This window comes from Pseudomonas sp. PA-1-6B (assembly GCF_021609545.1).
Lineage (GTDB): Bacteria > Pseudomonadota > Gammaproteobacteria > Pseudomonadales > Pseudomonadaceae > Aquipseudomonas > Aquipseudomonas fluorescens_BV.
Map to the genome: position 1 here is coordinate 18,673 of NZ_WJZM01000010.1, position 11,816 is coordinate 30,488.

Consider the following 11,816-nt stretch of genomic DNA (forward strand, 5'->3'; position numbering starts at 1 on the left):
GAGGATCTCTATGCCCTTGCGCCTTGCGCTGCTTTTACTGTTTACCGGCCTCGTGGCCGGTTGCGTTTCATCGGGCCATGACAGCCCGTTGCGCACTGATAAAGGCCGTGATGAGGCGCGAGTTGCCTATGTGCAACTGGGTTTGGGGTATCTGCGCCAAGGCATGAGCGAGCAGGCCAAGGTGCCGTTGAAAAAGGCCCTTGAGCTGGACGCCGATGATGCCGATGCCAACGCCGCGCTGGCCTTGGTGTTTCAGGCTCAGGCCGAGCCCGAGCTGGCCGACCGCTATTTCCACAAGGCCCTGGCCTCCCGCCCTGCCGATCCGCGGCTGCTGAACAACTACGGCAGTTTCCTGTTCGAACAGCAGCGGTACGACCTGGCGTCACGTTATTTCCAGCAAGCTGCCACCGATACCCTCTACCCGCAACGTTCGCGGGTGTTCGAGAACCTCGGTGTGACCTCGATGCGCCTCGGTCAGCGCGACAGCGCTCGCCAGCAGTTGGAAAAAGCCCTGCACCTGAACAGTCGACAGCCACGGGCATTGCTCGAAATGGCTGAGTTGTCTTACGAAGACAGGCATTATGTGCCGGCACGTGACTATTACGAGCGTTTTAGCCTGCTCAGCGGGCAAAATGCACGTAGTCTATTGCTCGGTGTGCGCCTGGCGACGGTTCATGAAGAACACGACACGGCCGCACGTTTTGGCCAGCAACTCGAACGACTCTATCCCGGTACGCCGGAATATCAGCAATACCTGTCGGAGCAATGATGAAAGCCGCGCACCCGGAAGATGTAGCAGCTAATCGCGTCAACCCAGGCGAAACCTTGCGCCAGGCCCGCGAAAGCAATGGTTGGTCGCTGGCTGAAGTGGCCCTCAAGCTCAATTTGACCAGTACCTCGTTGGCCAATCTGGAAGCCGGCGCGTTCGACAAGCTGCCTGGGCACACTTTTGCCCGCGGCTATATCCGCGCTTATGCAAAATTGCTGGGTATCGACCAAGCCGTGCTGGTCCAGGCGTTCGACCAGTTCACCGGCACCGACGCCCAGGGCAGTAATGTCCATGGGTTGGGGCGCATCGAAGAGCCCACGCGCGTTTCCCACACCATTTTGCGGATTGTCAGCCTGTTGTTGCTGATTGCCGTGGTCGGCGGCGGTTTTGTCTGGTGGCAAGACCAGACCTCCCAGCGCAACAAAGACCTGACCAGCAACGCCATGGAACATGTCGAAGTCGAAAGCGCCGACGGCACCACCCAGATTCACCCCCTGGACGAGCCGGAAGACCAGGCCGTGGTAGAGGGGCAAGCTGCGCCGCAAGCGCCGGCCACTGCCGAACAACCCGCGCCAGACGCTGGCACGGCCCCTGCTGCGGTACCGGCTCCGGCTGTTCCGACCGCTCCGGCAGCACCTGTGGCCCAGGCTCCGGCGGTTCCAACGCCCGCACCTGCGACCCCTGCGCCAGCCGCACCCGCAGCGCCGGCGCTGTCGCCTCCCACCACCCCGGCATTGATCGCCGGTGATGGGCGCGTACAAATTACCTTCATCGCTGACTGCTGGACGCAGGTCACCGATGGCAACGGCAAAGTGCTGTTCAGCGGTTTGAAGCGTAAGGGAGATACGCTTGACCAGAGCGGCAAGCCTCCTTTGACGCTGCGTCTGGGCTTTGCCCGTGGCGCGCAAGTGGCCTACAACGGCCAGCCTGTAGACGTGGCGCCGTTCACCAGTGGCGAGACTGCTCGCCTCAAGTTGGGACAATAGTCATGCACGGCGAATCTCCAATCAAACGTCGCGTATCGCGCAAGATCTGGGTCGGCTCGGTGCCGGTGGGTGGCGACGCCCCCATTGCAGTGCAGAGCATGACCAACAGCGACACTAACGACGTGGCCGCCACTGTTGCCCAGATCAATCGTCTGGAAGCGGCTGGCGTGGATATCGTGCGGGTGTCCGTTCCGGACATGGACGCAGCCGAGGCCTTTGGTCGTATCAAGCAGTTGGTCAAGGTCCCACTGGTTGCCGATATTCACTTCGACTACAAGATCGCATTGCGCGTGGCCGAACTGGGTGTGGACTGCCTGCGTATCAACCCCGGCAATATCGGGCGTGAAGACCGCGTGCGTGCCGTGGTGGACGCTGCCCGTGATCGCGGTATTCCGATCCGTATCGGCGTCAACGCCGGCTCCCTGGAAAAAGACCTGCAAAAGAAATACGGCGAGCCCACTCCGGCAGCGCTGGTTGAGTCGGCACTGCGCCACGTTGAACACCTTGAACGCCTGAATTTCCAGGACTTCAAGGTCAGCGTAAAGGCCTCGGACGTGTTCATGGCCGTGGAAGCCTATCGCCTGCTGGCCAAGGAAATCGTGCAACCGCTGCACCTGGGTATCACTGAAGCGGGCGGTTTGCGCTCAGGCACAGTGAAATCTGCGGTGGGTCTCGGTATGCTGCTCGCCGAAGGGATTGGCGATACTATCCGCATCTCCCTGGCGGCAGACCCCGTAGAGGAAGTGAAGGTCGGCTACGACATTCTCAAGTCCCTGCGTTTGCGTTCCCGTGGTATCAACTTCATCGCCTGCCCGAGCTGCTCGCGGCAGAACTTCGACGTGGTGAAAACCATGAACGACCTGGAGTTGCGCCTGGAAGACCTGCTGGTGCCGCTGGATGTCGCAGTGATCGGTTGTGTGGTCAACGGGCCGGGTGAGGCCAAAGAGGCCCACGTGGGCCTGACGGGTGGCACACCGAACCTGATTTACATCGACGGCAAACCGTCGCAGAAGCTAACGAATGACAATCTGGTGGATGAGCTGGAAAAGCTGATCCGCGAGAAAGCGGCCGAGAAGGTCGCCGCTGACGCAGCGCTGATCGCTCGCGGCTGATTGAACGAATTTAAGGATCTGATGTGAGCAAGTCTCTGCAAGCCATTCGTGGCATGAACGACATCCTGCCGGAGCAGACGCCACTGTGGCGCTACTTCGAAAGCACTGTCGCGCGCCTGCTGGATAACTACGGTTACAAGCAGATCCGCATGCCGATCGTCGAGTTCACCGAGCTGTTCAAGCGCTCCATCGGTGAAGTGACCGACATCGTCGAAAAAGAGATGTACACCTTTGAAGACCGTAACGGCGACTCCCTGACCCTGCGCCCGGAAGGCACTGCCGCGTGCGTTCGCGCCGTACTGGAACATGGCATCACCGGTGGTGGCCAGACCCAGAAGCTGTGGTACATCGGCCCGATGTTCCGCCACGAGCGCCCGCAGAAAGGCCGTTACCGCCAGTTCCACCAGATCGGTTGCGAAGTGTTCAACCTGGACGGCCCGGACATCGACGCCGAGCTGATCGTGCTGACTTGGCGTCTGTGGGGCCAACTGGGCATCCGCGATGCGGTCAAGCTTGAACTCAACAGCCTGGGCACCAGCGAGTCCCGGGGTCGCTATCGCGAAGCCCTGGTCGAGTACCTGTCGGCCCACCTGGACAAGCTGGACGAAGACAGCCAACGCCGTCTGAAGACCAACCCGTTGCGCGTCCTGGATACCAAGAACGCCGACACCCAGGCCGTGCTGGTCGATGCGCCGAAAATGGCTGATTACCTGGATGACGAGTCCCGGGTGCATTTCGAGGGCCTCAAGGCGCGTCTGGATGCAGCCGGTATTCCCTACGTGATCAACCCCAAGCTGGTGCGTGGCCTCGACTACTACAGCAAGACCGTGTTCGAGTGGGTCACCGACAAGCTCGGCGCCCAGGGCACCGTGTGTGCCGGTGGTCGCTACGACGGCCTGGTCGAGCAAATGGGCGGCAAGCCGACCACGGGCGTAGGCTTTGCCATGGGCATCGAGCGGCTGATCCTGCTGCTGGAAACCCTGGAGCAGGTCCCGGAAGAAATTTCCCGTCAGGTGGACGTGTACCTGTGCGCCTTCGGCGAGGCTGCCGAACTGGCGGCCCTGGCCTTGAGCGAAAAAGTACGTGACCAACTGCCCAACCTGCGCCTGCAGATCAATGCTGGCGCTGGTAGCTTCAAGAGCCAGTTCAAGAAGGCCGACAAGAGCGGTGCGCTTTACGCACTGATCCTCGGCGATGACGAGCTGGCCCAGCAAGTGGTAGGTTTCAAACCCCTGCGTGGCCAGGGTGAACAACAGAACATTGCCTTTGATGCGCTCGCTGCGCACTTGGCCACCTGCGTCGTGCAGGGTTGAAGCTGTCGAACAGCCGAATTTAGCGATTAAGGAGTATTGGGGTGTCGAGTACTGATGATGAGCAACTGGCCGAGTTCAAGGACTGGTGGCAGCGTAACGGCAAGCCCCTGGTCACTGGCGGCCTGCTGGCTTTAGTGGTGGTGTTCGGCTGGCAAGCCTGGACCAAGTATCAGGCCAACCAATCCCAGGGCGCCTCGATCGTTTATCAGCAATTGCTGGAAACTACCCTGACGCCGGACGGCAAGCCTGACCCTGCGCAGGTTGCAGACCTGGCCGGCAAGCTGAAGAACGAATTCGGCGGGAGTACCTACGCCCAGTACGGCAGCCTGTTCGTCGCGAAAGTCGCGGTCGATACCGGCAAGCTGGATGACGCCGCCACCGAGCTGAAGGCCATTGCCGACAAGCCGACCAACCCGACCCTGGGTGAAATCGCACGTCAGCGCCTGGCACAGGTATTGGCGGCGCAGAACAAGGCTGACGAAGCACTCAAACTGCTCGACGGCGATGCTGACAAGGCATTCGTGGCCACTCGCGAAGAGCTCAAGGGCGACCTGTTGGTCCAATTGGGTCGTACCGACGAAGCCCATGCTGCGTACCAAAAAGCCAAGGCGGCGCTGTCTGATGAAGCGGCGGTCGGTGGCTTACAAATCAAGCTCGACGACTTGGCCAAAGGGGATGCGTGACGTGATCCGTTGGAAACATGCAGCATTGCTGGCTCTGGCCGTTTTGGCCGCGGGTTGCAGCAGCAACAGCAAAAAAGAACTGCCTCCTGCCGAGCTGACCAGCTTCAAGGAAGAAGTGGTCCTGCAAAAACAATGGAGCCAATCCATTGGTGATGGGCAGGGCGACCTCTACAACCTGTTGCAGCCGGCGATTGACGGCGACAACATCGTGGCTACTGATTCCACTGGCGTCGTGGTTGCCATGGATCGCATGAACGGCGACGTCAAGTGGAAGAAAGACCTCGAGCTGCCGGTTTCCGGCGGTGTGGGCGTCGGCTACGGCATGGTGCTGATCGGCACCCTCAAGGGTGACGTGGTCGCGCTGGACTCCAGCACCGGTGAAGAGAAATGGCGCGCTCGCGTGACCAGTGAAGTGCTCTCGGCGCCGGCGACCAACGGCGATATCGTCGTGGTGCAAACCCAGGACGACCGCGTGATCGGCCTGGATGCCTCCACCGGGGACCAACGCTGGTTGTACGACAGCACCCCTGCAGTGTTGACCCTGCGCGGTACCAGTGGTCCGATTGTGACCAACAACCTGGCCGTTGCTGGCCTGTCGACCGGTAAAGTGGTTGCCCTGAATACCCAGAACGGCGTGCCGGCCTGGGAAACTCGTGTGGCCATCCCGCAAGGTCGCTCCGAACTGGATCGCGTGGTAGACATCGACGGCGGCTTGTTGCTGTCGGGTGAAACCCTTTACGTCGCCACCTACCAGGGTCGTGTTGCCGCGCTGGACCTGCAAAGCGGTCGCATCAACTGGCAGCGTGATGCCTCCAGCTATGCGGGTGTCGCCCAAGGGTTTGGCAGCGTCTATGTGAGCCTGGCATCCGGCACCGTTGAAAGTGTCGATGAGCGTTCCACCACTGCACTGTGGAGCAATGACTCCCTGGCTCGCCGTCAACTGTCGGCACCGGAAGTCTTCTCCAGCTACGTCGCGGTCGGTGACTTTGAAGGCTACCTGCACCTGCTGAGCCAGGTGGACGGTCGTTTTGTCGGTCGCCAGCGTATCGACAGCGACGGCCTGCGTGCGCGTCCGCTGGTGGTGGGTAACATGCTTTATGTGTATGGCAACGGCGGCAAGCTGGAAGCCCTGACCATCAAGTAAAGGTTTGACTATGCTTGGGGTAACCCCCAGGCGGCCCTGCTTCGGCGGGGCATGCGGCATCTGACGATGCTGCCCCGAGCACCAGCCGCTGCCCTGCAGCGGCTTTTGTATTTTCTGAAATAACGAAGTGGAGAGCCGCATGGTTCCCGTAATCGCCCTGGTGGGCCGACCTAACGTCGGCAAGTCCACCTTGTTCAACCGCCTGACCAGGACTCGCGACGCCATTGTCGGCGACTTGTCCGGTCTGACCCGTGATCGCCAATACGGTGAGGCAAAGTGGCAAGGGCGCTCCTACATTATTGTCGACACCGGTGGTATCTCCGGTGACGAGCATGGCATGGACGAAAAGATGGCCGAGCAGTCGCTGCTGGCCATTGAAGAAGCCGATGTCGTGCTGTTCCTGGTGGACGCCCGCGCGGGCTACACCGCTGCCGACCAGATGATTGGCGAGCACTTGCGCAAGCGCAACAAGCGTTCCTATCTGGTCGCCAACAAGATCGACAACATCGATCCTGAGGCCGCCCGTGCCGAATTCAGCCCGATGGGCCTGGGCGATGCGATCCCGGTCGCCGGTGCCCACGGCCGCGGCATCACCCAGATGCTGGAAATCGCCCTGCGCGACTTCCCAAAGGATGATGTCGAGGAAGAAGAGGGCGAGGAAGAGATCGTCGCTGAAGGCGAGGAAGCCAAGCGCATTCCTGGCCCGAGCGAAAAAGACGGTATCAAGATCGCTATCATCGGCCGCCCGAACGTCGGCAAGTCGACCCTGGTCAACCGTATGCTCGGTGAAGACCGCGTTATCGTCTACGACCAACCCGGTACCACCCGCGACAGCATCTACATCCCGTTCGAACGCAACGAGGAAAAGTACACGCTGATCGACACCGCCGGTGTGCGCAAGCGCGGCAAGATCCACGAAGAAGTTGAAAAGTTCTCCGTGGTCAAAACCCTGCAGGCGATCAAAGACGCCAACGTGGTGATCTTCGTGATGGACGCCCGCGAAGGCGTGGTGGACCACGACCTCAACTTGCTGGGCTTTGCCCTGGAAGCCGGTCGTGCCCTGGTCATCGCGATCAACAAATGGGACGGCATGACGCCGAGCGAGCGCGATTTCGTCAAGATCGAGCTGCAACGTCGGCTGTTCTTCGTCGAGTTCGCCGATATCCACTTTATCTCGGCATTGCACGGCACTGGCGTGGGCAACCTCTACGCGTCCGTACAGAACTCGTTCAAGTCCGCGGTTACCCGCTGGCCGACCAACCGCCTGACCCAGATCCTGGAAGATGCGGTCGGCGAGCACGCGCCGCCGATGGTCAACAACCGCCGGATCAAACTGCGTTACGCCCACTTGGGTGGTGCCAACCCGCCGATTATCGTGATCCACGGTAACCAGATCGAGAAGGTGCCCAAGTCCTATGTGCGTTACCTGGAAAACACCTACCGCCGTGTCTTGAAACTGGTCGGTACGCCGATCCGTATCGAGTTCAAGGGTGGCGAGAACCCATACGAAGGCAACAAGAACACACTGACTGACCGTCAGGTGAACAAGAAGCGTCGTTTGATGACTCACCACAAGAAGGCCGACAAGAAGCGCCGTGATAAAAAATAACGGCAGCTTCGAGTTGTAAGCTACAAGCTGCAAGAGAGGGCTCCTTTGGAGCCCTTTTTTGTGCCTGGCGGTTTGCCCCTTGACCTGCTCGCAGCTTGCAGCTTAAAACTTGCAGCTCACCCGAAGGGGGCTCCCATGATCACCAGTAAGCTGCCAAACGTCGGCACGACCATTTTCACCACCATGTCGCAACTCGCCGCCGAAACCGGCGCGCTCAATCTGTCCCAGGGTTTTCCCGATTTCAATGGTCCGCAGGGTTTGCTCGATGCAGTGGGTAAGCATATCGCCCTCGGTCATAACCAGTACGCCCCCATGACAGGCCTGCCGGTGCTGCGTCAGCAAGTGGCGGCCAAGATCGCCCGAAGCTATGGCGTCACGGTGAATGCCGACACTGAAGTGACCATCACGCCAGGCGCTACCGAGGCGATTTTTTGCGCCATTCAGGCGGTGATTCGCAGCGGCGATGAAGTCATCGTGTTCGACCCCAGCTATGACAGCTACGAGCCTTCGGTTGAACTGGCCGGTGGCCGCTGCGTGCATGTGCAACTGAGCCTGCAAGGCTTCGCCCTGGACTTCGAGAAACTCAAGGCTGCGCTTTCACCGCGTACGCGCATGATCATCCTCAATAGCCCGCACAACCCCACCGGTGCATTGATCAGCCGTGCCGAGCTGGACCAGTTGGCCGAACTGATCCGCGACCGCGATATCTACCTGATCAGCGATGAGGTCTACGAGCACCTGGTATTCGACGGTGTGCCCCACGTCAGCGTATTGGCCCATCAGGAACTGTATCAGCGCGCATTCGTGGTCAGCTCATTCGGCAAGACCTATCACGTCACAGGCTGGAAGACCGGCTACGTGGTCGCGCCACCGGCCCTCAGCGCCGAACTGCGCAAGGTGCATCAATATGTCAACTTCTGCGGCGTCACCCCTTTGCAGTACGCTTTGGCGGACTTCATGGCCGAACACCCGGAACATGTCGAAGAACTGCCGGCCTTCTATCAGGCCAAGCGGGACCTGTTCTGCGACCTGCTGGCGCCATCGCGCTTGAGCTTTACCCGGGTGACCGGCACTTACTTCCAACTGGTGGATTACTCGCAGATACGCCCAGACCTGGATGACATCGCCATGTCCCTGTGGATGACCCGTGAACATGGCGTGGCGACCATTCCGGTTTCGGTGTTCTACCAGCACCCACCCCAAGGCCAGCGCCTGGTGCGCCTGTGCTTTGCCAAACGCGAGGAGACGTTGCGACAAGCGGCGGAAAAACTATGCGTGATCTGAGTGTACTGCCCAATCTGAACATTGCCCTGGTGCAGACGAGCCTGGCCTGGCATGACCGGCATGCCAATTTCGAACACTTCGAGTTGCTGCTGGAGCAGGCCAAAGGCGCCGACTTGATCGTGCTGCCAGAGATGTTCACCACCGGTTTTTCCATGGAATCAGAAACCCTTGCCGAGCCGGAAAACGGCCCCACCCATCATTGGCTCCAGGCCCAGGCGGCAAAGTATCAGGCCGTGATTACCGGCAGTGTGATCATCCAGGCCGCCGATGGCAGCCACCGCAACCGTCTGCTGTGGGCGCGGCCGGATGGCGAGGTGTTGCATTACGACAAGCGCCACCTGTTCCGCATGGCCGGTGAACATGACCATTACACCCCAGGTGAACGTCAGGTGCAGTTCGAGTTAAAGGGATGGCGCATTCGCCCGCTGATCTGCTATGACCTGCGCTTCCCGGTGTGGAGCCGCGACGCCCAGGATACGGACCTGCTGCTGTACACCGCCAACTGGCCGGGCGCTCGGCGTCAGCATTGGAATCGGCTGTTGCCGGCGCGGGCCATTGAGAACCTGTGTTACGTGGCGGCGGTGAACCGGGTGGGCACCGACGGCAAGGGGTTTGCCTACACCGGCGATAGCCAGGTGTTGGATTTCCAGGGTGAGACTTTGCTGAGTGCAGGGGAGGCGGATGGGGTGTTCCAGGTGATCCTGGATGCGGCAGAGCTGGCGGCTTACCGTACACGGTTCCCGGCGAATCTGGATGCCGATAGCTTTCAGTTTGTCTAAGGCCTATCTGTCGCCGGCAAGGGCGTCATCGCGGGCAAGCCCGCTCCCACAGTTGATTGGGGTTACCTGAAAAAATGCAATCCAAATGGGGGAGCCGGGCTTGCCCGCGATGACGGCCCCACAAACAATACAACTCTGACGCCGAACAAAAAGGCCCCTGGATTCTCACCCAGGGGCCTTTTGCATTACGGCAATGCTTACGCCGCTTTGGCTTCCTGCTGGCTCAACGAACGGTTCAGCGCACTGAACAGCGCCTTGAAGCTGGCGGTAGTGATGTTTTCATCGATCCCCACACCATGCACCGGGCGCTCACCGTTCACGCGCAGCTCAATGTAAGCCGCCGCCTTGGCGTTGGTACCTGCACCAATCGCGTGCTCGTTGTAGTCCATGATCTCCACGCCAATCGGCAGGCCGGCCACCAAGGCTTCCAGCGCACCGTTGCCTTTGCCCTTCCAATGCAGGTTGGTTTCGCCCTGGCCTTTGCCCGAGACTTCTACCTCGACAAAGCTGTTGCCGTTCTCTTCCTGCAGGCGGTGGCTGACCAACGCGTACGGCGTGTTGGCTTGCAGGTATTCACGCTGCAGCAAGGCGTAGATCTGTGGCGCGGTCATCTCCAGGCCCACGCGGTCGGTTTCGGCCTGCACCACCTGGCTGAACTCGATCTGCATGCGACGCGGCAAGCTGATGTCGTATTCCTGCTCCAGCAGGTAGGCGATACCGCCTTTGCCCGACTGGCTGTTCACGCGGATCACCGCCTCGTAGCTGCGGCCAATATCGGCCGGGTCGATCGGCAAGTACGGCACTTCCCACAGCGCATCGTCTTTCTGCTGGGAGAAGCCTTTGCGGATCGCGTCCTGGTGGGAACCCGAGAACGCGGTGTGTACCAGGTCGCCCACATAGGGGTGACGAGGGTGCACCTGGATCTGGTTGCATTCCTCGACCACTTTGCGCACGCCGTCGATATCGGAGAAGTCCAGTTGCGGGTCCAGGCCCTGGGTGTACATATTCAGTGCCACGGTGACCAAGTCGACGTTACCGGTGCGCTCGCCGTTGCCGAACAGGCAGCCTTCCACACGGTCGGCGCCGGCCATCAGGCCCAGCTCGGTGGCCGCCACGCCAGTGCCACGGTCGTTGTGGGTGTGCAGGCTGATAATCACGCTGTCGCGACGGTTGATATGGCGACCGAACCACTCGATCTGGTCGGCATAGATATTCGGCGTGGCGCACTCGACGGTGGCTGGCAGGTTGAGGATCATCTTGTGCTCAGGCGTCGGGTTCCACACCTCGATCACCGCGTCGCAGACTTCCTTGGCGAACTCCAGCTCAGTGGCGCTGAAGGTCTCTGGGGAATATTCGAAGGTCCACTGGGTTTCCGGCTGCTGGGCGGCGTATTTGACGAACAGCTTGGCGGCGTTGACCGCGATGGCCTTGATGCCGTCCTTGTCCTGGTTGAACACGATGCGGCGGAACGACGGCGAGGTGGCATTGTACAAGTGCACAATGGCTTTCTTGGCGCCGCGCAGGGATTCGAAGGTGCGTGCGATCAAGTCTTCACGGCCCTGGGTCAGCACCTGGATGGTGGTGTCCTCGGGGATGTGGTTGTCTTCGATCAGGGTGCGCACGAAGTCGAAGTCGGTTTGCGACGCGGCAGGGAACGAGGCTTCGATTTCCTTCACGCCAACGGCCACTAGGGTCTTCCAGAAGCGCAGCTTTTTCACCGCGTCCATCGGCTCGATCAGCGACTGGTTGCCATCACGCAGGTCGGAGCTGCACCAGATAGGCGCTTGGGTGATGGTCTTCGACGGCCAGGTACGGTCCGGAATGTCGATGGTGGGGAACGCGCGGTACTTCGAAGACGGGTCTTTGAGCATGCTCATCGGGAAATCCTTGGTTGTAGGGGCCGAGAAAAGGCGGCCTGCCGTGGAACTGTTATTGGGGATAAAACTGAGGGCGAGGCAGATCGATTCAGCCTGGCAGTCGTGCGCTGACAAGGCACAGGCTGCGGTGCTGGCGGAGCTGAATGAGGGTGTGAGAGGTTTTCATAAGCCCAACCCTAACCGTGGCCAAGTGAGATGGCAAGGTGGTCGGGAAAAATTGATAGATTTTCTGTGTAAAACAAGCTTTACGAATATTTATT

10 protein-coding genes are annotated in these 11,816 nt (G+C 60.2%); 9 read left to right on the top strand and 1 reads right to left on the bottom strand.

Going from position 1 to position 11,816, the window contains the following annotated elements:
- The first annotated feature begins 10 nt into the window (after positions 1–10).
- The 9 genes from pilW (at position 11) to GIV35_RS07575 (ending at position 9,679) form a co-directional block, all read left to right on the top strand.
- On the top strand, positions 11–769 hold the full coding sequence (pilW, locus tag GIV35_RS07535) for a type IV pilus biogenesis/stability protein PilW (protein ID WP_105228359.1): 759 nt from the start codon (positions 11–13) through the stop codon (positions 767–769).
- Entirely contained in the window at positions 769–1,755 is a 987-nt protein-coding gene (locus tag GIV35_RS07540; protein ID WP_105228358.1) for a RodZ domain-containing protein, read from the top strand. The genes pilW and GIV35_RS07540 overlap by 1 nt, the downstream gene beginning before the upstream one ends.
- A 2-nt stretch (positions 1,756–1,757) precedes the next feature.
- Positions 1,758–2,867: a flavodoxin-dependent (E)-4-hydroxy-3-methylbut-2-enyl-diphosphate synthase gene (gene ispG, locus GIV35_RS07545; protein WP_003175952.1), complete on the top strand. Its 1,110-nt coding sequence runs from the start codon at positions 1,758–1,760 to the stop codon at positions 2,865–2,867.
- Between the two features lie 23 nt (positions 2,868–2,890).
- On the top strand, positions 2,891–4,180 hold the full coding sequence (gene hisS, locus GIV35_RS07550; RefSeq protein WP_034128022.1) for a histidine--tRNA ligase: 1,290 nt from the start codon (positions 2,891–2,893) through the stop codon (positions 4,178–4,180).
- Positions 4,181–4,221: 41 nt separating this feature from the next.
- A complete protein-coding gene (locus tag GIV35_RS07555; RefSeq protein WP_003194010.1) occupies positions 4,222–4,863 on the top strand; it encodes a YfgM family protein in 642 nt (213 codons plus the stop codon).
- Positions 4,856–6,007 carry an outer membrane protein assembly factor BamB gene (bamB, locus tag GIV35_RS07560; RefSeq protein ID WP_032903676.1) on the top strand — a complete coding sequence of 384 codons (1,152 nt, stop codon included), beginning with the start codon at positions 4,856–4,858 and terminating at the stop codon, positions 6,005–6,007. The genes GIV35_RS07555 and bamB overlap by 8 nt, the downstream gene beginning before the upstream one ends.
- 139 nt (positions 6,008–6,146) lie before the next feature.
- The gene (gene der, locus GIV35_RS07565; RefSeq protein WP_016977675.1) at positions 6,147–7,616 is read left to right on the top strand and encodes a ribosome biogenesis GTPase Der; all 1,470 of its coding nucleotides are present in this window, start codon (positions 6,147–6,149) and stop codon (positions 7,614–7,616) included.
- A 135-nt stretch (positions 7,617–7,751) separates the two neighbouring features.
- A complete protein-coding gene (locus GIV35_RS07570) occupies positions 7,752–8,900 on the top strand; it encodes a pyridoxal phosphate-dependent aminotransferase (RefSeq protein ID WP_105228356.1) in 1,149 nt (382 codons plus the stop codon).
- Complete coding sequence (locus GIV35_RS07575; RefSeq protein ID WP_096143339.1) at positions 8,888–9,679, top strand: amidohydrolase; 792 nt, start codon at positions 8,888–8,890, stop codon at positions 9,677–9,679. The genes GIV35_RS07570 and GIV35_RS07575 overlap by 13 nt, the downstream gene beginning before the upstream one ends.
- Positions 9,680–9,876: 197 nt before the next feature.
- On the opposite strand, the gene leuA is transcribed toward GIV35_RS07575, so the two are convergent.
- Positions 9,877–11,556, bottom strand: coding sequence for a 2-isopropylmalate synthase (leuA, locus tag GIV35_RS07580; protein ID WP_105228354.1), 1,680 nt, complete (start codon positions 11,554–11,556; stop codon positions 9,877–9,879).
- Positions 11,557–11,816: the final 260 nt, after the last annotated feature.

Excerpts from the sequence above, each read along its gene's own strand:
- pilW (WP_105228359.1), top strand. The coding sequence starts at position 11 with ATGCCCTTGCGCCTTGCGCTGCTTTTACTGTTTACCGGCCTCGTGGCC.
- GIV35_RS07540 (WP_105228358.1), top strand. The coding sequence starts at position 769 with ATGAAAGCCGCGCACCCGGAAGATGTAGCAGCTAATCGCGTCAACCCA.
- ispG (WP_003175952.1), top strand. The coding sequence starts at position 1,758 with ATGCACGGCGAATCTCCAATCAAACGTCGCGTATCGCGCAAGATCTGG.
- bamB (WP_032903676.1), top strand. The coding sequence starts at position 4,856 with ATGCGTGACGTGATCCGTTGGAAACATGCAGCATTGCTGGCTCTGGCC.
- der (WP_016977675.1), top strand. The coding sequence starts at position 6,147 with ATGGTTCCCGTAATCGCCCTGGTGGGCCGACCTAACGTCGGCAAGTCC.
- GIV35_RS07570 (WP_105228356.1), top strand. The coding sequence starts at position 7,752 with ATGATCACCAGTAAGCTGCCAAACGTCGGCACGACCATTTTCACCACC.
- GIV35_RS07575 (WP_096143339.1), top strand. The coding sequence starts at position 8,888 with ATGCGTGATCTGAGTGTACTGCCCAATCTGAACATTGCCCTGGTGCAG.
- leuA (WP_105228354.1), bottom strand. The coding sequence starts at position 11,556 with ATGAGCATGCTCAAAGACCCGTCTTCGAAGTACCGCGCGTTCCCCACC.